Here is a 20,946-nt window from a genome sequence, read left to right as displayed (position 1 = left end):
CTCCCGCCGGGACTTGATCGACGGAAGGATTCGGGCTTTTTCGTGATCTGGGCTTGAGCTTACGGCATATTTCGCCGGTGCTGTGATCATGTTTCGAAACAGGCGTTAATCGTTTGCAGCAACGCGATCGATGCGGATCACGAACAGCGTCGCAGGTCGCGCAGGCTCCAGGCACCACTTCAAGGCGTCCGGCCCGAGCAACAGCGTATCGCGCGGTCCGATGCGGACAGGCGCCGCGCCGGCCACCGTGATCTCGCCGTCAAAACACAGGATGAGAGTCACATCGGCCACCGAGTGGATATCCGTCGAGGTCGAAATCATCACGCGTTCGACGGCATGGGTCATCCGTCCGCGCCGCGTCATAACATTGAGATCGATAATCGGACCGGCGATCAGCGCCGCTTGCGTCGGCACATCGGCCGGAAAGGAAAGCGGGGCGGAAGCTTTGGTCACCGTAGCGGCCGGGCGGCCGGCGATGTCAAGGACAATCCCCTCGCCTTCCAGCACGGTCAAGGTTCGATCCACTTCGGCAAACCCGGAGAATGGCCCACCGCTTTCGACGCGCGCCATGGAGATGCGCCAGTCAAAATCGTCGAGCGCAGCACCTGCGGGCGAGACTGCGATTTCCGTCGTCACCCCGCCGCCGTTCTTCCACGGCATAGACCGGTATTCGGCTGCCCGGAGAATGCGCAAGGCGCGGTTCAGCCGAGGATGCCTGGCAGGTTGAGCTGGTGCTCCCTGGCGCAGTCGATGGCGAGATCATAGCCGGCATCGGCGTGGCGCATGACGCCGGTTGCGGGGTCGTTCCACAGCACCCGCTCCAGGCGTTTGGCCGCTTCGCGCGTGCCATCGGCGACGATAACCATGCCGGCATGCTGCGAAAAACCCATGCCGACGCCACCGCCATGGTGCAGCGACACCCAGGTTGCGCCGGAGGCGGTGTTGAGCAGCGCATTGAGCAGCGGCCAGTCGGACACGGCGTCCGAGCCATCCTTCATCGATTCCGTCTCGCGGTTCGGCGATGCAACCGAGCCGGAATCGAGATGATCGCGGCCGATGACCACCGGCGCCTTGAGCTCGCCCTTCGCCACCATTTCGTTGAAGGCGAGGCCGAGCCGGTGGCGATCGCCGAGACCGACCCAGCAGATGCGCGCCGGCAGGCCCTGGAAGGCGATACGCTCGCGCGCCATGTCCAGCCAGTTGTGCAGGTGGGTGTTGCCGGGCGTCAATTCGCGCACCCTGGCATCGGTCTTGTAGATGTCCTCGGGATCGCCGGAGAGGGCTGCCCAGCGAAACGGGCCGATGCCGCGACAAAACAGCGGTCGGATATAGGCCGGCACGAAACCCGGGAAGGCAAAGGCGTTCTCGAATCCTTCCTCCTTCGCCACCTGACGGATGTTGTTGCCGTAATCAAGCGTCGGCACGCCGGCGTTCCAGAACGCCACCATCGCCTCGACATGTTCGCGCATCGACGCGCGCGCCGCCTTCTCGACCGCCTTCGGGTCGCTGGTGCGCTTCTCGCGCCATTCGGCGAGCGACCAGCCCTTGGGCAGATAGCCGTTGAGCGGATCATGCGCCGACGTCTGGTCGGTGACCATATCGGGGCGCACGCCACGCCGCACCAGTTCCGGCACGATGTCGGCGGTGTTGCCGACCAGACCGACCGATTTCGCCTCGCCGGCCCTGGTCCAGCGCTCGATCTTTTCCAGCGCCTCGTCGAGCGTGTCGGCGCGCTCGTCGACATAGCGGGTGCGCAGCCTGAAATCGATACGGTCGGGATCGCATTCGATCGCCAGGCAGCAGGCGCCGGCCATGACCGCAGCCAGCGGCTGGGCGCCGCCCATGCCGCCGAGGCCGCCGGTCAGGATCCATTTGCCCCTGAGATTGCCGCCGTAATGCTGGCGGCCGGCCTCGACGAAGGTCTCGTAGGTGCCCTGCACGATGCCTTGTGTGCCGATGTATATCCACGAGCCGGCGGTCATCTGGCCGTACATCATCAGGCCTTTCTTATCGAGCTCGTTGAATTTCTCCCATGTCGCCCAGTGCGGCACGAGGTTGGAATTGGCGATCAGCACGCGCGGCGCATCGGTGTGAGTCCGGAACACGCCGACCGGCTTGCCGGACTGCACCAGAAGCGTCTCGTCATCTCCAAGCGTCTTCAGCGAGGCGACGATGCGATCAAAGTCGTTCCAGGTACGCGCCGCCCGGCCGATGCCGCCATAGACGACCAGTTCGTTGGGGTTTTCGGCGACGTCCGGATCGAGATTGTTCATCAGCATGCGCAACGGCGCTTCCGTCAGCCACGAGCGGGCATTGAGCTCGCTGCCGCGTGGGCTGCGGACTTCGCGGATGTTATGACGAGGATCGGTCATGGCGTCACTTTCCTTTCGAATGAGCTGCGCGGCGGAGCGTCAGCGCCCGGCCCAGGCAATCGCGCTTTCCAGGATCCGCTTCAGCGTGGCGCGGATCGGCGCGGCGAATGCGGGCTCATAAGGCACCGGCCAATTGCCGGGCGTCCCCTTGCCCTCGGGCTCGCGCATATAGCCGCGGTTGGACAGTTCCATCTGCAGCGCGTGGACGTTGTTCTGCGGCTCGCCGAAATGGCGCGTGATCCAGCCACCCTTGAAGCGGCCATTTACAACGTATGTCTCGCCGGTTCCGGCGAGGATCTCTTCGACCATCGCCTGCAAGGCCGGATCGGCGCTCTTGCCGTCATTGGTGCCGAGATTGAACACCGGCAGCGTCCCCTCGAACAGCCGCGGCAGCACCGAGCGGATCGAGTGGCAGTCATAGACCACGGCCCTGCCATGAGCGCCCTTTATCCGCGCAACTTCTCCAGCAATTGCGCTGTGATACGGATAAAAAAAGCGACGGCTCCGATGCTCTGTCTCTTCAGCGTCTGGTTCCAAGCCGGGGCGATAGAGCGGATCGCCGTCAAACGTCTCCGTGGGGCAAAGACCGGTAGTGGTTTGGCCGGGATACAGAGAAACACCTGACGGATCGCGATTGACGTCGATGACGCTGCGCGAGATCGACGTCCGAACAACGCTGGCGCCAAGATCGGCCGCAAAGTCATAGAGTTGTTCGATCCACCAGTCCGTGTCGCGACGTGCAAGCCACGGCGAAACGAACCGATCTTCCAAACCAGCCAGATCGGTGCCGGTATGCGGCAAGCTGACAAGCAGCGGCTTGGTCCCCTCATGGACGGTAAGCCAGTCGCGCTCGTTCATCATGCGGCTCCAGAAATCGTCGGCAGCGCCACCGCGCTCGCCGCCCTCACCGCCGCGCCGCTGCGCACCATAGCGATGGCTTTTTCCATGTCGGGATGGAAATGCCGGTCATTGTCGAGATGCGGCACCTCGGCCCTGACCAGCCTGCGCACCGCTTCGAGCGGCGCACTCGATGCCAGCGGCGCATGGAAATCGCAGCCTTGCGCAGCGGCCAGCAATTCGATGCCGATGACGGCCGTCGCATTCTCGACCATGCCGATCAACCGGCGCGCGCCATGCGCTGCCATCGAGACGTGGTCTTCCTGATTAGCCGAGGTCGGGATCGAATCAACGCTGGCCGGATGAGCCTTCTGCTTGTTTTCCGAGACGAGTGCTGCCGCCGTCACCTGCGGAATCATAAAGCCGGAATTCAAGCCGGGCTTCGGCGTCAGGAAAGCCGGCATGCCCGACAGCGCTGGGTCGACCAGCATGGCAATGCGCCGCTCCGACAGCGAGCCGATCTCGCAGACAGCGAGCGCGATCATGTCGGCGGCAAAAGCCACCGGCTCGGCGTGGAAATTGCCGCCGGAAAGTGCGGTATCGTCCTCGGCGAAGATCAGCGGATTGTCGGTGACGCCGTTGGCCTCGGTGCCCAGCGTGTCGGCAGCCTGGCGCAGGACACTGAGCGCCGCGCCCATCACCTGCGGCTGGCAGCGGAGGCAGTACGGATCCTGCACCCGCTCGTCGCCGAGGCGGTGCGATTCACGGATGGCACTGCCGGCCATCAGTTTGCGCAGCGCCTCTGCCGTCTCGATCTGGCCAGGATGCTTCCTGAGCAGATGGATGCGCGGATCGAACGGGGCGTCGGAGCCCTTGGCGGCATCGGTCGAAAGCGCGCCGGCGACCAGCGCCGACTGGTAAAGCACTTCAGCGTCGAACAGGGCGGCCAATGCATAGGCGGTCGAGAACTGCGTTCCGTTGAGCAGCGCCAACCCCTCCTTGGCGCCAAGCGTGACCGGCTCCAGCCCGTGTGAGACAAAAGCGACCTTGGCCGGAAACCGGCCATGCGGGGTAAAGCACTCGCCGACGCCGATCATCACCGCCGTCATATGCGACAACGGCGCAAGGTCGCCGGATGCGCCGACCGAGCCTTGCGCCGGCACCACCGGAATGACGTCGTTGGCCAGCATTGCTTCCAGCAATTCGATGGTCTGCGGCCGAACGCCGGAGGCGCCTTGCGCCAGGCTGGCAAGCTTCAGTGCCATCATGAGCCGGCAAACAGCAACCGGCATCGGCTCGCCGACGCCGGCGGCATGCGACAGCACGATGTTGCGCTGGAGCGTCTCGAGGTCGGCGGGGGGAATGCGGACGCTGGCCAATTTGCCGAAACCGGTGTTGATGCCATAGACCGGCTCACCCCTGGCGACGATCCGCGCAACCGCCTCGGCGCTCGCCCTAATCTTCAGCCGGCAGGCAGCGTCCAGCTTCGGCACGGCGCCGCGATAGATTTCGCGCCAGTCGGCCAGCGTTGTATTGCCCGGCTTGAGTTTGAGTTCGCTCATCGTCCTCTCCAGATTCGGGCATGCAGCGGGTTGAAACCCATACGATAGACGAGCTCGGCCGGGCGCTCGATGTCCCAGATCGCCAGATCTGCTGACTTTCCGGCCTCCAGCGTGCCGGTCTGTCCGAGCAGCCCCAGTGCGCGGGCAGCCTCGCGGGTGACACCGGCAAGGCATTCGTCAACAGTCAGACCAAACAAAGTCGCCGCCATGTTCATGGTCAGCAGCAGCGAGGTCAGCGGCGATGTGCCGGGATTGCAGTCCGTGGCGACCGCCATTTTGACGCCGTGCTGGCGAAACAGACCGATCGGCGGCTTCTTGGTCTCACGGATGAAATAATAGGCGCCAGGCAGGATCGTCGCCACGGTTCCTGCCCTCGCCATCGCCGCCGCACCCGCCTCGTCAGTGTATTCGAGATGGTCGGCCGACAGGGCGCCATAACGCGCCGCAAGTTCTGCGCCGTGCAGATTGGACAATTGGTCAGCGTGGAGTTTCACCGGCAGACTTAGCGGCTTGGCCGCGTCGAACACGCGAGAAATCTGCTCGGGCGAAAAGGCGATGCCCTCGCAAAAGCCATCGACCGCATCGGCCAGGCCTTCGGCAGCGACGGCCGGCAAAATCTCGTTTGCGACCAGATTGATAAAAGCGTCCTTGTCGCCTTTCGCTTCAGGCGGCAGGGCATGTGCGCCGAGGAAGCTCGTCCTCACTGTTACTGGACGATGTTCGCCCAGGAGCCGCGCGGCGCGCAGCGATTTCCTCTCGTTTTCAAGATCGAGCCCGTAGCCCGACTTGATCTCGATGGTGGTGAGGCCTTCCGCGATCAACGCGTTGAGGCGCGGCACCGACTGCGCAACCAGTTCGTGCTCGCTGGCAGCCCGCAGCGCCTTGACCGACGAGACGATGCCGCCGCCCGCTCGAGTCACCTCCTCATAAGTCGCGCCGGCCAGCCGCATCTCGAATTCGTTAGCGCGGTTGCCTGCATGGACCAGATGAGTGTGGCAGTCGATCAGGCCCGGCGTTATCCAACGCCCTTCGCAATCGATAATCTCGGCTGCTTGCCCCAGCGCTGCCGGCATGTCGGCTTCCGGGCCGGCATAGACGATCAGGCCATCGCGCGCGGCGATCGCGCCGTCTTCGACGATACCCAGTGCGGCGGCGCTGTCAGCCATGGTTGCCAGACGCGCATTGCGCCAGAGGCGAACCTCCCCTGCCCTACCTTTGCTCTCTCCAGCCATCATCTTTTCCGTTTCAATCGGCGACGATTATGTATATACATATTGAAATGCACTGCAAGTGGTATCATTGCACGGGACACAGGGAATCGGAGAGAAAAACGTGACGGCGATCTTTGCGGAACAGGTGCTTCTGCCCGACGGCTGGCATTCCAATGCCCGGATCGTCGCCAGTGAAGGCCGCATCGCCACGGTCGAACCTAACACCACACCCCAGCCCGGCGACGAACGCCATGCCATTCTGCTGCCAGGCATGCCGAACCTGCACAGCCACGCCTTTCAGCGCGGCATGGCCGGTCTCGCCGAGTTGCGCGGCCCTTCTGCCGACAGTTTCTGGAGCTGGCGCGAGGTGATGTACCGCTTCGCGCTGTCGATGACGCCGGACCAGGTCGAGGCGGTCGCCGCCCAGCTCTATGTCGAGATGCTTGAGGCCGGGTTCTCCCGGGTCGGCGAGTTTCACTATCTCCACCACGACCGTGACGGCCAGCCCTATGCCAACGTCGCCGAGATGGCTGAGCGCATCACTGCCGCGGCTGCCGACACCGGCATTGGCCTGGCGCTGCTGCCGGTCTTCTATGCGCATGCCTCTTTCGGCGGCGCAGCGCCGAACGAAGGCCAGCGGCGATTCATCAACGATGTGAATCGGTTCTCGCGGCTTGTTGAGAAATGCCGCGAATCCGTTCGCACCTTGAATGACGCGGTCGTCGGCATCGCCCCGCACAGTCTGCGCGCCGTGACACCGGAGGAGTTGGAAAACATCGCGGCAATGGTATCCGGCGGACCGATCCACATCCATATCGCCGAGCAAGTGAAGGAGGTTGAGGACTGCCTTGCCTGGTCCGGGGCGCGGCCGGTCGAATGGCTGCTCGCCAATGCCAATGTCGATAAGCGCTGGTGCCTGATCCACGCCACCCACATGACCGAGACCGAGACCGCGGCCATGGCGAAAAGCGGGGCCATCGCCGGCCTCTGCCCGATCACCGAGGCCAATCTCGGCGACGGCACCTTTGCAGCACCTTTGTTTAAACAACATGGCGGCCGCTTCGGCGTCGGCTCCGATTCCAACGTGCTGATCGGCCTGCCCGACGAATTGCGGCAGCTCGAATATTCGCAGCGCCTCGCCCACCGTGCCCGCAACGTGCTGGCGGTCGCCGGCGGTTCGACCGGCCGCGCACTGTTCGATGCAGCGCTCGACGGCGGCAGCGCCGCGCTTGGCGCAGGTCTCTCGCGGATCGCCGCCGGTGCCCCGGCCGATTTCGTCTCGCTGGATGGCAATCATCCCTCGCTGGCCGGCAAGACGGGCGATGCGGTGCTCGACGCCTGGATCTTCGCCAACGGCACCAAGGTCGATTGCGTCTGGGTGCATGGCAAGAAACTGGTCAGCAGCGGCAGGCATGCAAGGCGCGATGCCATTGCCGAGCGTTTTCGCAAGGTGATGACGGCGCTTTCGGCATGAGCATGATCGGGACAATCGATGTGGACGTCGGCCAGTCTCTCTCGCTGCATCAGCGCATCCTGTCCGACATCAGCGAGCGGATTCTGTCCGGCGCCTGGGCGCCCGGCCACCGCATTCCGTTCGAGCACGAACTGACGGCCGAGTACAACTGTTCGCGCATGACGGTGAACAAGGCGCTGTCGCAGCTTGCCAAGGCCGGGCTGATCGAGCGCCGCCGCCGCTCCGGCAGCTTTGTCCGGCGGCCGCAGTCGCAAGCCGCGGTGCTGGAAATCCACGACATCAGGATCGAGGTCGAAGCGCTCGGCCTGCCCTATCGCTACGAGCGTGTGGCGCGACACAAAAGGCGCAGCAGCGCGGAGGATCGCGCCTTGCTGGACCTCGCTGCTGCCGGACCTGTGCTGGCGCTGGAATGCCGGCATTTCGCCGGCAAGCGGCCGTTCGCCCGCGAACAGCGGCTTATCAACCTGGCCGCTGTGGCCGAGGCCGCCGACGAGGAATTTCATGCCATCGCGCCCGGGCCGTGGCTGATCGCCCGCGTGCCATGGAGCGCCGCCGAGCACCGCATCCGCGCCGTCGCCGCCGACAGACACATTGCGGCGGCACTCGACATCGAGGCCGGCGCACCGTGCCTGGTGGTCGAGCGACGGACATGGAGCGCCGAGCACCCCGTCACCCATGTCCGTTTCACCTATGCGGCCGAGAGCCACACGCTGGTGGCAAGATTCACGCCTTCGCAGGGGTAACTCTTACCCTCCCCCTTGAGGGGAGAGTCGCGGAGCAAATGCCGCAGGGCGGCACTTTGCGACGCGGGTGGGGTCGGTGCAGCTTCGCCGACCCCATCCCGTCTCGCAGTTTCCGTTTCGCTTCGACTGTTCGCCGACCTCCCCTCAAGGGGGGAGGGTAAAGAGCTCTGCCTCAGATCGCGGCCGTGACAATGATCTCGACCAGATATTCCGGTCCGGCAAGCTTGGCCTCGCCGGTGGCGCGCGCCGGGGTATGGCCCTGCGGCACCCACTTGTCCCACTCCGCGTTCATCTCGGCGAACGTGCTCATGTCGGCCAGCCAGATGATCGCCTGCAGGATCTTGGTCTTGTCGGTGCCGGCCTTGGCCAGCAATTCGTCGATGGCCCCCAGTATGTCCCTTGTCTGGGCGCCGACGTTTCCGCCCGGCTCGCCGACCTGACCGGCCAGATAGACGGTATTGCCGTGGATGACGATCTGGCTCATGCGCGGGCCAACATCGATGCGACGAATGCTCATGGGACGTTTCCTTCCTTTGTGGGTCGCGCCTCTTTAGAGTCGCGGTCCACCGGGGGCAAGGTTGCATGAGCGAATCCTCTTGAGCCAGCAGGCGTGGGGCGAAAATAGGCACACGCCAAATTGCTCCGGTCGCCGCAATTCTGCCGGATTGACTTGTTGACTAATGTAATAACATCACATATCAACCGCCGCTGCCGTATTAGTCGTGTCCCACGGATCGTCACATGACCAAAACCTGCCTGACCTTCCGCGACCTGACACTGGGCTACAACAGCCATCCGGCAATCCATCATCTCGACGGCACGATCCGCCGGGGATCGCTGACCGCCGTCGTCGGCGCCAACGGCTCGGGCAAGTCGACCCTGATGAAGGGCATCGTCGGTGTGTTGAAGCCGATGGCCGGCACGGTTGTCCGCGCGCCCGGCGTGCGCGCCGCTTATCTGCCGCAACAGTCGGAGCTCGACCGCTCCTTTCCGGCCAGGGTCGTCGATCTGGTCTCCCTGGGCCTGTGGCCACGGCGCGGGCTGCTCGGCCGCCATACCAGGGAAGATCGCGATTCGGTTAGCCAGGCGCTGATGGCCGTCGGCCTCGGTGGCTTCGAAAAGCGCCCGATCGACACATTGTCGGGCGGCCAGCTGCAGCGCACGCTGTTTGCCCGCGTGCTGCTGCAGGACGCCGATCTCATCCTACTCGACGAGCCGTTCAACGCCGTCGACACCAAGACCGTCGGCGACCTGATCACGCTGATCAAGCGCTGGCATGGTGAGGAGCGCACCATCATGGTGGTCGTTCACGACCTGGAGCTGGTGCGCCAGAATTTCCCCGAGACGCTGCTGCTGGCGCGCCAGCCGATCGCCTGGGGCGAAACCAAGGCAACGCTGCGGCCGGAAAACCTGTTGCGCGCGCGCCGCTTCCATGAAGCCTGGGAGGAGAACGCGCCCTGGTGCGAGCCCGACAACCACGAGCACGATGATCACGCTCACGATCATGGGCACGACCATCATCACGGTTCCGGGCCGAGGGCGGCATGATGGACACGCTCTACGGTCTTTTCATCGCTCCGTTTGCCGATTTCGCCTTTATGCAGCGGGCGCTTGCCGGGTCGCTGATGCTGTCGCTCGGCGCCTGCCCGGTCGGCGTGTTCCTGATGCTGCGCCGCATGAGCCTTTCCGGCGACGCCATGGCCCACGCCATCCTGCCAGGTGCCGCCGCCGGTTTCCTGTTCTATGGGCTGGAGATCCTGCCGATGACCATCGGCGGGTTGATTGCCGGCATCATCGTCGCGCTCGGCGCCGGCGCCGTCTCGCGCTTTACCATCCAGCGCGAGGATGCCTCGATGGCGGCCTTCTATCTGATTTCGCTGGCCATCGGTGTTCTGATGGTGTCGATCCGCGGCTCCAGTGTCGATCTCATGCATGTGCTGTTCGGCACCGTGCTGGCGCTCAACAATGAAGCGCTGACGCTGATCGGCGGCATCGTGCTGGTTACGCTGGTCAGCCTCGCCATCTTCTGGCGGGCGCTGGTCGCCGAATGTCTCGACCCGCTGTTCCTGCGTTCGGTCAGCCGGTTAGGCAGTCCGGTGCATTTCATCTTCCTCGGCCTCGTCGTGCTCAACCTGGTCGGCGGCTTTCAGGCGCTCGGCACGCTGCTTTCCGTGGGGCTGATGATGCTGCCTGCGGCCGCGGCCCGCTTCTGGACCATGCGCGTCGAGCCGATGTGCGTGCTGGCGGTGCTGATCGGCTTTGCCTCCTGCGTCGCGGGGCTGCTTCTGTCCTATCACGTGTCGCTGCCTTCCGGCCCGGCCATCATCCTGTCTGCGGGCGTCGTCTATTTTGCCTCGATCCTGTTCGGCACGCGCGGTATCCTGCGCGCCCGCATTATCCATCACCGCCACAGAACCGCCTGATCCCAACAGAGGAGAGCTGTCCATGCTGAAATCGATCCGCGCCGCCTTGGCAATGAGCGTTATAACGTTAACTGCCTTTGGTGCGTCATCGGCCCTCGCGGAGCCGTTGAAAGTGGTCGCCAGCTTCACGATCATTGCCGATTTCGCAAAAAATGTCGGCGGCGACCGCATCAATCTGACCACCATCGTCGGGCCGGATGGCGATGCCCATGTCTACGAGCCGAGCCCGACTGACGCGGTGGCGATGGCGAGTGCGGATGTGGTGCTGGTAAACGGCCTGCATTTCGAAGGCTTTCTGCAGCGCCTGGTCGACGCCAGCGCCACCAAGGCGGCAATCGCCGTTCTGACCAAGGGCGTCACGCCGATCAACTTCAAACCCGAATTCGCCGATGCCGATGCCGCTGAAGGCGCCCATACCGATGGCGAAACGGCCACCGATCCGCATGCCTTCCAGTCGATCGCCAATGCCAAGATCTATGTGAAGAACATCGCCGACGCCTTCTGCACCGCCGACGCCAGCGGTTGCGACAGCTACAAGGCCAATGCCGCTGCCTATACCGAGAAGCTCGATGCGGTCGAAGGCGAAGTGAAGGCGGCAATCCAGTCGATCCCGGAAGAGAAACGCGTGGTCATCACCTCGCATGACGCCTTCGGCTATTTCGAGAAGGCCTATGGCCTCACCTTCCTGGCCCCCGAAGGGGTGTCGACCGAGTCGGAGCCGTCCGCTGCCGACGTCGCCAAGCTGGTCAGCCAAGTGAAGCAGAACAAGGCGGCGGCTGTCTTCATCGAGAACATTACCAACGCGCGGCTGATCGAGCAGATCGCCAGCGAGACCGGCATCAAGGTGGGCGGCACGCTCTATTCGGATGCGCTGTCGCAGCCCGACGGCCCGGCATCGACCTATATCGACCTGATGCACAACAACATCGCCCAGATCAAAGGCGCGATCCTCGGAAGCTGACTCGAGCGTGTCTATGCGATCGGGGCATTATCGCCCCGGTTGGATTTTCCGGCCTGCAATATCTATTTGGCAGAGAATTCCCCCGATGCGGATTGCCGCCCATGCCAGGGAGTGGCAAGACTGCCGCTAAATTCAGATTGCGAGGACAGAGCCATGGAATACCGTCAGATCAGCGAGGACTATTCGGTCTCCGGCCAGATCCAGCCCGAGGACGTCGCCGCCATCAAGAACGCCGGCTTCAAGAGCGTGATCTGCAACCGGCCCGACGACGAGCAACCCGGCCAGCCATCGGCCGACACCGTCAAGGCAGCAGTGGAGGGAGCCGGACTTGCCTTCCGCTACATCCCGGTGATCAGCGGCCAGATCACGGCCGAAAACGTCGAGGATCAGGCCGAGGCGCTCGACGAACTCGAAGGCCCGGTGTTCGCCTATTGCCGTTCCGGCGCCCGCTGCACCAACCTTTATGGGCTGATCCAGCAGTCGAAGGGCTAAATCGGCAGCGCGCCGGTTTCCTTCAGTGTCTCGAGCACGATCGCCGTCTTCACATGCTGCACGGATTCGTGCGGCAGAAGCACGCCGTTGACGAATTCCGAGAGAGATTTCAGATCGGGCGTCACCACTTTCAATATATAGTCCATCTCGCCGGTCAGCGCGTGTGCCTCCTGCACTTCCGGCAGCCGCGCCACCAATTCGCCGAAGCGTTGCGCATTGTCGCGGTTGTGGGTGGCGAGCGTCACCGAGATGACGTTGACCAGCGAGAAGCCGAGCTTGTCGCGGTCGAGCACCGCGCGATAGCCCCTGATGTAGCCGTCCTCCTCCAGCCTCTGGCGGCGGCGCGAACATTGCGACGCCGATAGGTTCACCCGTTCCGACAAATCGTTGTTGGTCAGCCGTGCGTCCCCCTGCAATAGAGCCATTATCTTGCGGTCAAACTGGTCGATGCGCGCATCATCCATGGATTCGTCTCCATACGTGCACAGTTCGCGCATCACTCGATCATTTAAAGCGTTTGAATGCAAGCACCATGCGCCCGTTCCGCGCTATGATTATGGGAAAATGGCCCTTTTCGGCCACAGAGCTCTTTGGAGGACAACACCATGGGCCCCTTCCCACACGACGCACCGCCCGCAAAGATCAGCAAGGCCAATCCCGCCGGCACCGACGGCTTCGAATTCGTCGAGTTCGCGCATCCCGAACCGGAAAAGCTCGCCGAGCTTTTTACCCGCATGGGCTATGTGCCGGTAGCCAAGCACCGCACCAAGGACATCACCGTCTGGCGGCAGGGCGACATCAACTATGTCGTCAATGCCGAACCCGGCTCGCATGCGATGAAATTCGTCGACAAGCACGGCCCCTGCGCTTCCTCCATGGCCTGGCGGGTGGTTGACGCCAAGCATGCCTTCGACCATGCCGTCGCCAAGGGCGCCACACCCTATGAAGGCAAGGACAAGGCACTCGATGTGCCGGCGATATCAGGCATCGGCGGTTCGCTGCTCTATTTCATCGACGTCTACGGCGAGAAAGGCTCGGCCTATGATGCCGAGTTCGACTGGCTGGGCGCGCGCGACCCGAAGCCGGAAGGCGTCGGCTTCTATTATCTCGACCACCTCACCCATAATGTCTATCGCGGCAACATGGACAAATGGTGGGATTTCTATCGCGACCTGTTCGGCTTCAAGCAGATCCATTTCTTCGACATCGACGGCAAGATCACCGGCCTGGTCAGCCGCGCCATCACTTCGCCCTGCGGCAAGATCCGTATCCCGCTCAACGAGTCCAAGGACGACACCAGCCAGATCGCCGAATATTTGAAAAAATATAATGGCGAAGGCATCCAGCACATCGCCGTCGGCACGGACGAGATCTACGGCGCCACCGACAGACTGGCAGCCAACGGGCTGAAGTTCATGCCGGGCCCGCCGGAAATCTATTATGAGATGTCCTATGCCCGCGTGCACGGCCATGACGAGCCGATCGAGCGGATGAAAAAGCACGGCATCCTGATTGACGGCGAAGGCGTGGTTGACGGCGGCACGACCAAGATCCTGCTGCAGATCTTTTCAAAAACCGTAATCGGCCCGATCTTCTTCGAATTCATCCAGAGGAAGGGCGACGAAGGTTTTGGCGAGGGCAATTTCCGCGCTTTGTTCGAATCGATCGAGCAGGACCAGATCAAGCGCGGCGTGCTGAAGGTGCAGGCTGCGGAATAAGCGGCCGGTCGAGTGGCTTACAGTCCCAGCCGCTCGACCTCTTCTTTCCTCAGCTTCAGATCATAATCGAGGAAGAACTCGTCGAGCTGCGGCGGCTTCACCGAAGTGCCGGACAGCATGGCGTGCACCTGCCCGCGATGGTGGATGTCGTGGATGAAGAGATGAGCGAGCAAATCGCCGATCCGCTCCGGTATCCGGCCATCCTCGCGCCGGTCGGTGATGACGCTGCGCTCGAGGTCATCCACCGACAGACGGTCGCAAAAGGCGATCAGCCGCCGGTCGGATGCAGCCTGGGCGGCAAACAGCGCTGGTGGTTCATCGAACGGCACGAAATCGTCATGGGCCGCGGCGCCAACGCCGCCCTGCTCGAGAAAATCGAGATAGAGATGATCGACAGCCAGGATGTGATTGAGCGTTGCCTTGATCGAGGGAAAGAAGCTGGTTCGCTCGGCTTCGAATTCACCAGGCTTAAGCTCCAGCACGGCGCGATAGAGCCGGTCGTTCGACCAAAGATTGTTGCGCGCCATGCGGCGATTATGGTCCAGCAAGTCCACGTCACATACTCGCCCAACCAGCCCAGGCAATCAAGTTCACAGCAATACCGATAGCACCTATGGCTAGCAGACGAGCGATCATGCCACGCCGCAGCGCTTGCGTTTCAACATCGCTTGCAACGTCCCGGTTCAAAGCGACGTAAATAAGCTTCGCCCGACGCGCAACGCTGCTGAAGTTGCGGAGTCTTTCAGATCGGTCCTCAACCTGATGGCAAAGTCGGATTGCCGAAATTAGAAGCCAGGCAGTAGCGATGCCACAAATTCCCACAAACCAGAGATAAGTAGCGGTGTACGGCATCCTGATCCTGGCCAGCGCTTCGGAATGACGCTAGATATAGGATTGCTTCAAATTGCGTATTTCTCGACCTTCTGCTCGATCGCACCAAAAATCGAATGTCCGGTCCTGTCCTTCATCTCGATGCGCACAGTGTCGCCAAAGCGCAGGAACGGGGTTGTCGGTTCGCCGGCCTCGATGGTCTCGATCATGCGCAACTCGGCAATGCAGGAATAGCCGGCGCCGCCCGCGGAGACCGGCTTGCCCGGCTCGCCGTCGAGCTTGTTGGAGACCGTGCCCGAACCGATGATCGTGCCGGCGGCCAGCGGCCGGGTTTTTGCGGCATGCGCGATCAGCGCCGGAAAATCGAAGGTCATGTCCACGCCGGCGTTAGCCCGGCCGAATGGCTTGCCGTTGAGGTCGACCAGCAGCGGCAGGCTGACCTTGCCGCCATCCCAGGCATCGCCGAGTTCGTCCGGCGTTACCGCGACCGGCGAAAAGGCCGAGGACGGTTTCGACTGGAAGAAGCCAAAACCCTTGGCAAGCTCTGGCGCAGTGAGGGAGCGCAGCGTGACGTCATTGACCAGCATGACCAGCCGGATCGCGGCCCGCGTCTCATCCAGGCTTGCTCCCATCGGGACATCATCGACAATGACGGCGACCTCCCCTTCCATATCGACGCCAAAGGCCTCGTCGGCCGCCCGGATCGGGTCACGCGGCGCGATGAAGGCGTCCGAACCGCCCTGATAGATCAGCGGATCGGTCCAGAAGCTTGCCGGCATCTCGGCGCCGCGCGCCTTCCGAACCAGCTCGACATGGTTCACATAGGCCGAACCATCCGCCCATTGGTAGGCGCGCGGCAACGGCGAATGGGCGTCATGCTCGTGAAAACGCGCTGACGGCACCGCATTGTTCTCCAGCGATTCCGCTATTGTCGCCAAATGCGGGGCGATGCGGCTCCAGTCGTCGAGCGCGGCCTGCAGCGTCCTCACGAGGAACGAGGCATCGGTAAAGCGCGTCAGGTCGCGCGAGACGACGACCAACTTTCCGTCGCGCGTCCCGTCCTTCAATGTGGCAAGTTTCATGCGGTTTCCTCTCCAGTTGCGGCTTTGGTGCCGCTTTAGATTCTTGTCTTAAGCATGATCTTTTTCCGAAAACCGGTTCCCACTTTTCGGGATCAATGCTTGAGTTCCACAACAAGGCCGTCGCGGGCGATCGTCAAGTCGCCGGCCCATGTTTTCCTGACGGCGGCAATCCAGTCGGCCTCACCGATCTCGGGATCGTCGGCCGGAATGAGGTGGTTGAGAACCAGTCTTTTGACCCCGGCATCGGTGGCGATTCGCCCCGCCTCGCCGGCAAAACTGTGGCTGGCGAGCAGGTGTTCTCTCAGCCTTTCGCCATTGCCAGTTTTCGCAACGAGCCGCTCGATGCCTTCTTCCAACATGGCTTCATGGACGAGGATGTCGGCGCCTTTGGCAAAATCGGCCAATGGCGGAAAGAATGCCGTATCGGCGGAGAACACCACGCTTTGTCCGGCATGCTCGAAGCGCACCGCGAAGCAGTCGGTCACCGGCGGATGGTCGACGCGCCGCGCCGAAACCTTCAGGCCACGTTCCTCCATCACCGGGCCTTCGCTGAACTCGATAATCGAAACCATATCTTCGATATCAGGCCGGCCTTCGTCGACAATGCGTGTCTCGATGTCGAATTCCATCGCCTGACAAAAACGCTGCCAGTAATGGCCGGTGCCGGGCGGGCCGAACACGGTGACCGGTGTCGCCAGACCCGCCGTCCAGGCGGTGTGGACCAGCGGACCGAGTTCCAGCACATGGTCGGAATGCAGATGCGTGATGAAGACCAGGTCTAGCGCCTTCAGGCTGATGCCGGAGTCGGCCAGCCCGCGCGTCACGCCAAGCCCGCAATCGACGACGATGTTGCGCCCGCCGATCTCCAACACCGATGAGCTCGGCCACGGTCCGCCCGGCCGAAGTGCCGGGCCGCCCTTCGAGCCCAGCAGCACCAGCCGATCCCGCGTTGGATCAGCGCTCAAGACCAGTCGCCCTCGGGCGTGCCGTTGAAGCGCTTCTTCAGATCGGCCCAGCAGTCGATGTAATTGTCCTGCCGGGTTTCGAGCTCGGCGGCGTAGCGGGTCAGCATCTGTGGGAATCGGGTCTCGAACATGAAGGCCATGGTGTTGTCCAGCTTGACCGGTTTCAGCTCAGCGCGCGAGGCCTTTTCGAAGCCAGACGCGTCAGGCCCGTGGGCCAGCATCAGATTGTGCAGGCTGATGCCGCCCGGAACGAAGCCCTCCTCCTTGGCGTCGTACTGGCCGTGGATCAGGCCCATGAACTCGCTCATGATGTTGCGGTGGTACCAAGGCGGGCGGAACGTGTTTTCGGCCACCAGCCAGCGCGGCGGGAAGATGACGAAGTCGATGTTGGCGGTGCCCTCCTCGCCGCTCGGCGCGGTCAGCACCGTGAAGATCGACGGATCGGGATGGTCGAACAGGATCGCGCCGACCGGCGAAAAGGTCGCAAGATCATATTTATAGGGCGAATAATTGCCGTGCCACGCCACCACGTCGAGCGGCGAATGATCGAGGTCGGTGACATGAAACTGCCCGCACCATTTCACGGTCAGCCGGCACGGCGTCTCCTTGTCCTCGAACCAGGCGCAAGGCGTCTTGAAATCGCGCGGATTGGCCAGGCAATTGGCGCCGATCGGGCCACGATCCGGCAGCGTCAGCTTGGCGCCGTAATTCTCGCAGACATAGCCGCGCACTGTTTCATCGACCAGTTCGACCTTGAACACGAGGCCGCGCGGCAGCACGGCGATCTCGCCCGGTCGCAATTCGATGACGCCCATTTCGGTAACGAAGCGCAGGCTGCCGACCTGCGGCACGACCAGCAGCTCACCGTCGGCGTTGAAGAAGTGGTCGTCGACCATCGAACGGTTGGCGACATAGACATGAGCCGCCATGCCGGTCTGGCCGAGCACGTCGCCGGCGGTGGTGATGCTGCGGATGCCGGCAACGAAGTCGGTCGGCTCCTTCGGCATCGGCACCGGGCTCCAGCGATATTGGCCGAGCGCCAGTTCGTGATCGCCGACATTCGGCGCGCTCTTCCACAGCGGATAGTTCGCTGGTTTGAAGCGGCCGGTGTGCCTGACGCTCGGCCTGATGCGATAGAGCCAGGAGCGCTCGTTGGTGCCTCGCGGCGCGGTGAAGGGCGAGCCGGAAAGCTGCTCGGCATAGAGACCGTAGGCCGGCCGCTGCGGCGAATTCCGCCCCTGCGGCAGCGAGCCAGGCAAGGTTTCGGTTTCGAAGTCGTTGCCGAACCCCGGCATGTAGGAATAGGCCATGGCATCCTCCCTGGAAACTGACAGAGCGCTCCTCGCCTCCAACGGTTGCGGCACGCTGGCATTGACGTAATTGGTTTCATTTGTAACCATCGAAAATGTAACTATCAACCGTGGTGTCTGCCGGGATACAAAATCATGGACGTCCTGGAACTCGAAAGCTTCCTGCCCTACCGGCTCTACCGGCTCGCCGATGCCGTCAGCCGCGAATTCTCAAGGATTTACAAGGATCGCCACGGCCTGACGCGGCCCGAATGGCGCACGTTGGCCGGCCTCGGACAGCACGGCAGTATGACCGCGACGGCGCTCGGCGAACAGTCGGCGATGCACAAGACCAAGGTTTCGCGCGCCGTCGCCGAGCTCGAACGGCGTCGCTGGCTCACGCGAAAACCGGATGAAAATGACCGCCGAATCGAGCACCTGATGCTGACTGGAGCGGGCCTTGCCGCCTATCGCGAGATGGTGCCGCTAGCAAAGGCGTTCGAGCAGGAATTGCTGGCAAAGCTCAGTGCTGGCGAGCGCACCGCGATCACAAATGGATTGGGTGCGCTCAAGGAGGCTCTGGGCAAGGATTAGGCGCTCACCAGTCCATCACCACCTTGCCCGAATTGCCGCTGCGCATCGCGTCGAATCCGGTCTGGAAATCGTCGATAACGATGCGGTGGGTAATGAGGCCGGTGACGTCGAGCGGGCCTTGCACCAGTGCGATCATCTTGTACCAGGTCTCGAACATCTCGCGGCCATAGATGCCCTTGAGATGCAGCATCTTGAAGATGACCTTGTTCCAGTCGATCTCGAAGCCGGTCGGCGCGATGCCTAGAATGGCGATCTTGCCGCCATTGTTCATGGCGTCGATCATGTCGCGGAAGGCGGGTGCGGCGCCAGACATTTCGAGGCCGACGTCAAAACCTTCGGTCATGCCGAGCGCCGGCATGATATCGCGCAGCTTTTCCTTCGACGCGTCGACCACATGCTGGACGCCGAGCTTTTTCGCCAGTGCCAGCCGCACCGGGTTGATGTCGGTGATGACCACTTTTCGCGCGCCGACGCACTGCGCCACCAGAGCACCCATGATGCCGATCGGCCCGGCGCCGGTGACCAGCACGTCCTCGCCGACGAGATCGAAGGACAATGCCGTGTGCACGGCATTGCCTAGGGGATCGAAGATTGCGGCGATCTCGTCGGGCACGTCGTCGGGAATCGGCACGACATTGTGCTGCGGGATCGCCAGATATTCGCCGAAGGCGCCCGGCCGGTTGACGCCGACGCCGAGCGTGTTGCGGCACAGATGCCCCCTGCCCGCCCTGCAGTTGCGGCAATGGCCGCAGACGATATGGCCTTCGCCCGAAACACGCTGGCCGATCTTGTATTCGGTGACCGCCGCGCCGAAGTCTGCGACCGTGCCGACGAACTCGTGGCCGGTCACCATCGGCACCGGCACGGTCTTTTGCGCCCACTGGTCCCAATTGTAGATGTGAACGTCGGTACCGCAGATCGCTGTCTTCCTGATCTTGATCAGAACGTCGTTCGGGCCGATTTCCGGCACCGGCACCTCTTCCATCCAGATGCCCGGCTCGGCCTTGGCCTTGACCAGCGCCTTCATCATGTTCGACATTCTTTTGTCCCTTGAATCTCTTGATCCGAATGACCCGAAATCGGTTTCTGTTCCGGCCGTTCAGGAAATCACACCGAGTTCGCGCCCGATCGCGCCGAACGCCTCGACCGCGCGATCGATGTCGGCGCTGGAATGGGCGGCCGACATTTGCGTGCGGATGCGCGCCTGGCCCTTCGGCACCACCGGAAACGAGAAGCCGATGACATAGATGCCGCGCTTCAGCATGCGCGCCGCCATCTCCAGCGCCAGCGTCGCATCGCCCAGCATAACCGGGATGATCGGATGATCGGCGCCGGCAAGCGTAAAGCCGAGCTTACCCATTTCAGACCGGAAGCGTGCCGCATTGGCATAGAGGCGCTGACGCAGCGCATCGCCATTGCCGATCAGTTCGAAAACCCGGATCGAGGCGCCCGCAATCGCCGGCATCAGCGTGTTGGAAAACAGATAGGGACGCGAGCGCTGGCGCAACCAGTCGACCACCTGGCTCTTGCCCGATGTGTAGCCGCCCGACGCGCCGCCCAGCGCCTTGCCGAGCGTGCCGGTGATAATATCCACCCTGCCCTCAACGCCGCAATGCTCGGCCGAGCCGCGGCCGTTCCTGCCAACGAAGCCAACTGCATGGCTGTCATCCACCATTACCATTGCATCGTACTTCTCGGCGAGATCGCAGACGCCCTTCAGATTGGCGATGATGCCGTCCATGGAAAATACACCATCGGTGGCGATCAGCCGAAAACGGCAATCCCTTGCCTCCTTCAGCCGCGCCTCCAGATCGGCCATGTCGTTGTTGGCATAGCGGAAGCGCTTCGCCTTCGACAGCCGCACGCCGTCGATGATCGAAGCGTGGTTCAGCGCGTCGGAGATGACCGCATCCTCCTCGCCGAGCAGCGTCTCGAACAGGCCGCCATTGGCATCGAAGCACGAGCCGTAGAGGATCGTATCCTCCATGCCGAGGAAGCCAGAAATCGTCGCCTCGAGCTGCTTGTGCTCTTCCTGCGTGCCGCAGATGAAGCGCACCGACGCCATGCCATAACCATAGCGGTCGAGTGCCTGCTTGGCCGCGTCGCGCAATTCGGCGCTGTCTGCGAGGCCGAGATAATTGTTGGCGCAGAAATTCAGCACCTTTTCGCCACCCACCTCGATCTCGGCCGACTGCGTCGAGGTGATCACCCGCTCGGATTTGTAGAGGCCGGCCGATTTCAGCCCTTGAAGCTCGCTATCGATATGGGAGAGGAATGCCGCACTCATGATCAGGCCCTGTTGAGATTGAATGGACTGTCGCCCCGCGCGGGCGAAAAATCCACCGCAAAAGCGACCGCTTCGGTGATGCGACGGTCAGTGACCAGAATGTGG

At 62.8% G+C, this 20,946-nt stretch carries 21 protein-coding genes; 8 read left to right on the top strand and 13 right to left on the bottom strand.

Annotated elements, in window-relative coordinates; translation table 11 throughout:
• Positions 1 to 105 precede the first annotated feature (105 nt).
• Genes ACWTU7_RS05685 through hutI form a run of 5 tightly spaced genes read right to left on the bottom strand, consistent with a single transcriptional unit; the run spans position 106 to position 6,003 of the window.
• Positions 106 to 693: a HutD/Ves family protein gene (locus ACWTU7_RS05685; RefSeq protein ID WP_455838082.1), complete on the bottom strand. Its 588-nt coding sequence runs from the start codon at positions 691 to 693 to the stop codon at positions 106 to 108.
• A gap of 8 nt (positions 694 to 701) precedes the next feature.
• Positions 702 to 2,372, bottom strand: coding sequence for a urocanate hydratase (gene hutU, locus ACWTU7_RS05680; protein ID WP_455838081.1), 1,671 nt, complete (start codon positions 2,370 to 2,372; stop codon positions 702 to 704).
• A gap of 39 nt (positions 2,373 to 2,411) precedes the next feature.
• Entirely contained in the window at positions 2,412 to 3,230 is an 819-nt protein-coding gene (hutG, locus tag ACWTU7_RS05675; protein ID WP_455838296.1) for an N-formylglutamate deformylase, read from the bottom strand.
• A complete protein-coding gene (gene hutH / locus ACWTU7_RS05670) occupies positions 3,230 to 4,771 on the bottom strand; it encodes a histidine ammonia-lyase (RefSeq protein WP_455838080.1) in 1,542 nt (513 codons plus the stop codon). The genes hutG and hutH overlap by 1 nt, the downstream gene beginning before the upstream one ends.
• A complete protein-coding gene (hutI, locus tag ACWTU7_RS05665) occupies positions 4,768 to 6,003 on the bottom strand; it encodes an imidazolonepropionase (RefSeq protein WP_455838295.1) in 1,236 nt (411 codons plus the stop codon). The genes hutH and hutI overlap by 4 nt, the downstream gene beginning before the upstream one ends.
• 100 nt (positions 6,004 to 6,103) lie before the next feature.
• Between hutI and ACWTU7_RS05660 the strand changes: the two genes are divergently transcribed.
• Entirely contained in the window at positions 6,104 to 7,456 is a 1,353-nt protein-coding gene (locus ACWTU7_RS05660; RefSeq protein WP_455838079.1) for a formimidoylglutamate deiminase, read from the top strand.
• A complete protein-coding gene (hutC, locus tag ACWTU7_RS05655) occupies positions 7,453 to 8,199 on the top strand; it encodes a histidine utilization repressor (protein WP_455838078.1) in 747 nt (248 codons plus the stop codon). Before ACWTU7_RS05660 ends, hutC begins: the two co-directional genes overlap by 4 nt.
• 172 nt (positions 8,200 to 8,371) lie before the next feature.
• Here the strand turns inward: hutC and ACWTU7_RS05650 are convergent, their stop codons facing one another.
• Entirely contained in the window at positions 8,372 to 8,716 is a 345-nt protein-coding gene (locus tag ACWTU7_RS05650) for a RidA family protein (protein WP_095521795.1), read from the bottom strand.
• A 224-nt stretch (positions 8,717 to 8,940) separates the two neighbouring features.
• On the opposite strand from ACWTU7_RS05650, the gene aztA reads away from it, so the two are divergent.
• From aztA to ACWTU7_RS05630, 4 genes are all read left to right on the top strand, one after another.
• Entirely contained in the window at positions 8,941 to 9,747 is an 807-nt protein-coding gene (gene aztA, locus ACWTU7_RS05645; protein WP_455838077.1) for a zinc ABC transporter ATP-binding protein AztA, read from the top strand.
• On the top strand, positions 9,747 to 10,622 hold the full coding sequence (aztB, locus tag ACWTU7_RS05640; RefSeq protein WP_455838294.1) for a zinc ABC transporter permease AztB: 876 nt from the start codon (positions 9,747 to 9,749) through the stop codon (positions 10,620 to 10,622). Before aztA ends, aztB begins: the two co-directional genes overlap by 1 nt.
• A 22-nt stretch (positions 10,623 to 10,644) precedes the next feature.
• Positions 10,645 to 11,583, top strand: coding sequence for a zinc ABC transporter substrate-binding protein AztC (gene aztC / locus ACWTU7_RS05635; RefSeq protein ID WP_455838076.1), 939 nt, complete (start codon positions 10,645 to 10,647; stop codon positions 11,581 to 11,583).
• A gap of 153 nt (positions 11,584 to 11,736) precedes the next feature.
• A complete protein-coding gene (locus tag ACWTU7_RS05630; protein WP_029354037.1) occupies positions 11,737 to 12,075 on the top strand; it encodes a TIGR01244 family sulfur transferase in 339 nt (112 codons plus the stop codon).
• On the opposite strand, the gene ACWTU7_RS05625 is transcribed toward ACWTU7_RS05630, so the two are convergent.
• Positions 12,072 to 12,539: an Lrp/AsnC family transcriptional regulator gene (locus ACWTU7_RS05625; protein ID WP_029354039.1), complete on the bottom strand. Its 468-nt coding sequence runs from the start codon at positions 12,537 to 12,539 to the stop codon at positions 12,072 to 12,074. The genes ACWTU7_RS05630 and ACWTU7_RS05625 overlap by 4 nt on opposite strands.
• A gap of 141 nt (positions 12,540 to 12,680) precedes the next feature.
• Here ACWTU7_RS05625 and hppD point away from each other — a divergent pair, with 141 nt between their 5' ends.
• Positions 12,681 to 13,793 (top strand): 4-hydroxyphenylpyruvate dioxygenase, encoded by a 1,113-nt coding sequence (gene hppD / locus ACWTU7_RS05620; protein WP_455838075.1) that lies wholly within the window; start codon positions 12,681 to 12,683, stop codon positions 13,791 to 13,793.
• Between the two features lie 17 nt (positions 13,794 to 13,810).
• Here the strand turns inward: hppD and ACWTU7_RS05615 are convergent, their stop codons facing one another.
• The 4 genes from ACWTU7_RS05615 to hmgA all read right to left on the bottom strand — a co-directional run bounded on the left by ACWTU7_RS05615 (position 13,811) and on the right by hmgA (position 17,981).
• Positions 13,811 to 14,347, bottom strand: coding sequence for a DinB family protein (locus ACWTU7_RS05615; RefSeq protein WP_455838074.1), 537 nt, complete (start codon positions 14,345 to 14,347; stop codon positions 13,811 to 13,813).
• A 345-nt stretch (positions 14,348 to 14,692) separates the two neighbouring features.
• Positions 14,693 to 15,706 carry a fumarylacetoacetate hydrolase family protein gene (locus ACWTU7_RS05610; RefSeq protein WP_455838073.1) on the bottom strand — a complete coding sequence of 338 codons (1,014 nt, stop codon included), beginning with the start codon at positions 15,704 to 15,706 and terminating at the stop codon, positions 14,693 to 14,695.
• 92 nt (positions 15,707 to 15,798) lie between these two features.
• Positions 15,799 to 16,671, bottom strand: coding sequence for an MBL fold metallo-hydrolase (locus ACWTU7_RS05605; protein WP_455838072.1), 873 nt, complete (start codon positions 16,669 to 16,671; stop codon positions 15,799 to 15,801).
• Entirely contained in the window at positions 16,668 to 17,981 is a 1,314-nt protein-coding gene (hmgA, locus tag ACWTU7_RS05600; protein WP_455838071.1) for a homogentisate 1,2-dioxygenase, read from the bottom strand. The genes ACWTU7_RS05605 and hmgA overlap by 4 nt, the downstream gene beginning before the upstream one ends.
• Positions 17,982 to 18,116: 135 nt before the next feature.
• Here hmgA and ACWTU7_RS05595 point away from each other — a divergent pair, with 135 nt between their 5' ends.
• Positions 18,117 to 18,554, top strand: a complete 438-nt coding sequence (locus ACWTU7_RS05595; protein ID WP_029354053.1) for a MarR family winged helix-turn-helix transcriptional regulator — start codon at positions 18,117 to 18,119, stop codon at positions 18,552 to 18,554.
• A gap of 4 nt (positions 18,555 to 18,558) precedes the next feature.
• On the opposite strand, the gene tdh is transcribed toward ACWTU7_RS05595, so the two are convergent.
• Complete coding sequence (gene tdh / locus ACWTU7_RS05590) at positions 18,559 to 19,593, bottom strand: L-threonine 3-dehydrogenase (RefSeq protein ID WP_029354055.1); 1,035 nt, start codon at positions 19,591 to 19,593, stop codon at positions 18,559 to 18,561.
• Positions 19,594 to 19,653: 60 nt separating this feature from the next.
• On the bottom strand, positions 19,654 to 20,841 hold the full coding sequence (locus ACWTU7_RS05585; protein WP_455838070.1) for a glycine C-acetyltransferase: 1,188 nt from the start codon (positions 20,839 to 20,841) through the stop codon (positions 19,654 to 19,656).
• Positions 20,842 to 20,946 lie beyond the last annotated feature (105 nt).

It is taken from the genome of Mesorhizobium sp. BHscii (assembly GCF_053848065.1).
The sequence above is the reverse complement of the archived record's forward strand: the minus strand, read 5'-3'. Positions and strand labels throughout refer to the sequence as shown.

Excerpts from the sequence above, each read along its gene's own strand:
- aztB (WP_455838294.1), top strand. The coding sequence starts at position 9,747 with ATGGACACGCTCTACGGTCTTTTCATCGCTCCGTTTGCCGATTTCGCC.
- ACWTU7_RS05595 (WP_029354053.1), top strand. The coding sequence starts at position 18,117 with ATGGACGTCCTGGAACTCGAAAGCTTCCTGCCCTACCGGCTCTACCGG.
- hutI (WP_455838295.1), bottom strand. The coding sequence starts at position 6,003 with ATGGCTGGAGAGAGCAAAGGTAGGGCAGGGGAGGTTCGCCTCTGGCGC.
- hutC (WP_455838078.1), top strand. The coding sequence starts at position 7,453 with ATGAGCATGATCGGGACAATCGATGTGGACGTCGGCCAGTCTCTCTCG.
- aztA (WP_455838077.1), top strand. The coding sequence starts at position 8,941 with ATGACCAAAACCTGCCTGACCTTCCGCGACCTGACACTGGGCTACAAC.
- hutH (WP_455838080.1), bottom strand. The coding sequence starts at position 4,771 with ATGAGCGAACTCAAACTCAAGCCGGGCAATACAACGCTGGCCGACTGG.
- ACWTU7_RS05650 (WP_095521795.1), bottom strand. The coding sequence starts at position 8,716 with ATGAGCATTCGTCGCATCGATGTTGGCCCGCGCATGAGCCAGATCGTC.
- hutG (WP_455838296.1), bottom strand. The coding sequence starts at position 3,230 with ATGAACGAGCGCGACTGGCTTACCGTCCATGAGGGGACCAAGCCGCTG.
- ACWTU7_RS05625 (WP_029354039.1), bottom strand. The coding sequence starts at position 12,539 with ATGGATGATGCGCGCATCGACCAGTTTGACCGCAAGATAATGGCTCTA.
- ACWTU7_RS05610 (WP_455838073.1), bottom strand. The coding sequence starts at position 15,706 with ATGAAACTTGCCACATTGAAGGACGGGACGCGCGACGGAAAGTTGGTC.
- hmgA (WP_455838071.1), bottom strand. The coding sequence starts at position 17,981 with ATGGCCTATTCCTACATGCCGGGGTTCGGCAACGACTTCGAAACCGAA.
- hutU (WP_455838081.1), bottom strand. The coding sequence starts at position 2,372 with ATGACCGATCCTCGTCATAACATCCGCGAAGTCCGCAGCCCACGCGGC.
- aztC (WP_455838076.1), top strand. The coding sequence starts at position 10,645 with ATGCTGAAATCGATCCGCGCCGCCTTGGCAATGAGCGTTATAACGTTA.
- ACWTU7_RS05585 (WP_455838070.1), bottom strand. The coding sequence starts at position 20,841 with ATGAGTGCGGCATTCCTCTCCCATATCGATAGCGAGCTTCAAGGGCTG.
- ACWTU7_RS05630 (WP_029354037.1), top strand. The coding sequence starts at position 11,737 with ATGGAATACCGTCAGATCAGCGAGGACTATTCGGTCTCCGGCCAGATC.
- tdh (WP_029354055.1), bottom strand. The coding sequence starts at position 19,593 with ATGTCGAACATGATGAAGGCGCTGGTCAAGGCCAAGGCCGAGCCGGGC.
- hppD (WP_455838075.1), top strand. The coding sequence starts at position 12,681 with ATGGGCCCCTTCCCACACGACGCACCGCCCGCAAAGATCAGCAAGGCC.